This window comes from Devosia sp. (assembly GCF_041917035.1).
GTDB lineage: Bacteria > Pseudomonadota > Alphaproteobacteria > Rhizobiales > Devosiaceae > Devosia_A.
The window spans coordinates 1-2742 of record NZ_JAYRYM010000363.1; the positions used below are offsets into that span (position 1 = coordinate 1).

Here is a 2742-nt window from a genome sequence, read left to right on the forward strand (position 1 = left end):
ACAAGCTCAAGAGCAAGGACCTGATCATCATCGCCGGCGACACCCTGCCGCCGCAGACCCAGGCCTTCCGCGAAGGGCGCAGCCACTTCCAGATCGGCCAGCGGCCCTACCAGATGGGCAACGAGGCACCCGATATCCTGATCTCGCTGATCGGCGGTGCCGCCGTCGAGGACCCGAAGTTCACCGGGCTCGACCTGTGCACCATCGAAGAGCCGGGCATCTGCGCCCAATAGCCGCCGACTGACGATCGTGGCGGGGGCGCTGAGCGTGCCCTCGCCTCCTCCACCGACCCCGCGCCGTCCGGCAATCCCGAAAACGGAACCAGGCGGTCGACGGCAAAGGTTCTCCCCGGCGCCGAGCGGTTCCGGCACGCAACGACACAGGCCGCGCGGCGCAGCGCCGTTCGGCCATCCGATCATCGGGGTGTCGCTCGTCGTTTCGGTCATTCGCTCGGCGCCGTCCCTTCCTCCGCTTCCAGCTAGTCGCCGATGGTGATGACGGCCTTGATCAGGCCGGATTTCTGCGTCGCCCAGCGCGGCAGGTCTTCGACCGCTTGCACCAGTGTCGTGCGATGCGTCAGGATCCGATCGAGCGGCACCCGGCCCGCTTCCATGGCCTCGATGACGCGCCGGAAGTCCGCATCCGTCGCATTCCGGCTGCCCATCAGGGTCATCTCCCGGCGATGGAAGTCGGCATCCTCGAACCGGATGGCGCTGCGCACCACGCTGACCAGCACGTAGCGACCGCCATGCGCGACGAAATCGAAGCCGCGCTCCATCGACGCCGCATTTCCGGTGGCGTCGAACACCGCGTCGAAGCCCTCGCCGCCAGTCGCCGCCGCGACCGCCTCCGCCACCGAGGAATCGGCGCGGATCGCGTCGGCGCCGGCAATGCCCTGGGCCGCGTCGAGGCGCTCGGGGTCCGTATCCATGACGGTGACGGTGCCCCCGGCGAGCCCGGCGAACAGCGCCACCCCGAGGCCGATCGGCCCGGCGCCGACCACCAGCACGCGCTCGGCGGCGGCAATATCGGCGCGGCTTACCGCATGCGCACCAATGGCCAGGAACTCCACGGCGGCACAGCCATCCGGTCCCAGCCGGTCGGCCCGCACCAGGTTGCGTGCGGGCAGCGCCAGCAACTCCGCCATGCCGCCGTCGCGGTGCACGCCGAGTACGCCGATCCGCACGCAGCAGTTCGGCTTTCCGGCGCGGCAGGCGATGCAGGAGCCGCACGAGACATACGGGTTGACCACGGCAATCTCGCCGGCGCTCCAGCCCGAACCGGCGGGCGCCTCGACGATCTCGACCGCCAGCTCGTGCCCCATCACGCGGGGGTACTCGAGGTAGGGGTGCTTGCCCTGGAAGATGTGGTAATCGGTTCCGCAGATGCCGACGCGACGGGGGCGCACAAGCACGTCGCCGGCACCTGGCACAGGCGCCGGCCGTCTCTCGAGACGCAGGGTCCCGGGCTGTTCGCACACAAGCACGTCAATGAAACTGGCGCTGGTCATTCTGCTCCGCCGAGCCGCGACACGATGAAGGAAGCGAGGGGCCGGCACGGGGCCGGCTCCTCGCGGGTCGTTACTGGAAGCTGGCCATGTTGTCCTTGGTGACCAGGGCCGCACCGGAGTCGATCAGCGACTCGACCGCCTCGCCGCGGATCGCTCTGACCAGGGCGTCGACCCCCAGTTCCGCCATCTTGGTCGGGAACTGGGCCACCGTTGCATCCTCGATCCCGGCCTCGAGGGCTTCCGCCTCGCCGCAGCAGAAATCGAACCCGACCAGCACGATCGCATCGCTGGCAATGCCGGCATTCTTGATCGCCTGGGCCGCTCCGGCCGCCGGCGGACCACAGGCAGCGTAGATCGCCTTCAGGTCGGGATTGGCGGTCAGCAGGTCCTGGGCGACGTTGATGCCCAGTTCCTCCGTGCAGTTGGTGCCGCCGCGCCCCACGATGTTGACCTTGAGGCCGTCGAGGCCCTCGAGCATACCGTTGACCCGGTCGTCGAGCGCCGGAACACCCGGTACGCCTTCGAGGATGCCGAGGCTGTCGCCTTCCTTGAGCACCGACTTCAGGTAGCCGCCGGCGATCTTTCCGGCCGCGTAGTTGTCGGTTGTCGCGAGCGCCGTGCGGCCGGTCCAGTCCGGGATGTTGTTGTCCATCAGCACGACCTTGACGCCCGCGGCGATCGCCTTGTCGAGCGCCGGCGCCACGGTGGGATCGACCGGCGTGAGGGCGATGCCCTGGACGCCCTGGGTAACCATCGATTCGATCAGCGCGATCTGTCCCTCGATGTCGGTTGCCGATGCCCCCTGCCCGAACACGATCTCGACGCCGGGGTTCAGCGCCGCGTAGGCCTTGGCTGCATCCTCCATGGTCGCAAAGAACGGCACCGGAAACTTGGTGATGAACCCGATCTTGACGTTGTCGGCGGCGAGGCCCGCCCCGGTGGCACCCGCCAGGGCGAACGCCAGGCCTGCCAGCAATTGCTTCACTTTCATGTCTACCTCCCGATTTCGCCGCATCGACTGACGCGACAGCGATCCGGAACCCTCCCGAGGCGCCGGATTTTCAGACCTCCGCCCCGACGATCATCGAGACGAGTTGGTGTTGGTTGTCCCGGCTGGGCCGCAATTCGCCGACCTTGCGCCCCTGGCGCAGCACGACGGCGCGGTCGGCGATTTCGACGACGTGTTCCATGTTGTGGGTGATGAGGATGACCGCGTTGCCCTCGGCCTTCAG

2 protein-coding genes and 2 pseudogenes are annotated in these 2742 nt (G+C 68.2%); 1 reads left to right on the plus strand and 3 read right to left on the minus strand.

Features of this window, described 5'->3' with window-relative positions:
* Window positions 1-233 (plus strand): annotated as a pseudogene (locus ACE3TU_RS21050) (sugar ABC transporter substrate-binding protein); the annotation flags it as partial.
* A 245-nt stretch (window positions 234-478) separates the two neighbouring features.
* Here ACE3TU_RS21050 and ACE3TU_RS21055 read toward each other — a convergent pair.
* The 3 genes and pseudogenes from ACE3TU_RS21055 to ACE3TU_RS21065 form a co-directional block, all read right to left on the minus strand.
* A complete protein-coding gene (locus ACE3TU_RS21055) occupies window positions 479-1492 on the minus strand; it encodes a zinc-binding alcohol dehydrogenase family protein (RefSeq protein ID WP_374627823.1) in 1014 nt (337 codons plus the stop codon).
* A gap of 88 nt (window positions 1493-1580) precedes the next feature.
* Window positions 1581-2501, minus strand: coding sequence for a sugar ABC transporter substrate-binding protein (locus ACE3TU_RS21060; RefSeq protein WP_374627821.1), 921 nt, complete (start codon window positions 2499-2501; stop codon window positions 1581-1583).
* Window positions 2502-2571: 70 nt separating this feature from the next.
* Window positions 2572-2742: pseudogene (locus ACE3TU_RS21065) on the minus strand (sugar ABC transporter ATP-binding protein); the annotation flags it as partial.

Coding starts and splice junctions, on each gene's coding strand:
- ACE3TU_RS21060 (WP_374627821.1), bottom strand. CDS start 2,501: ATGAAAGTGAAGCAATTGCTGGCAGGCCTGGCGTTCGCCCTGGCGGGT.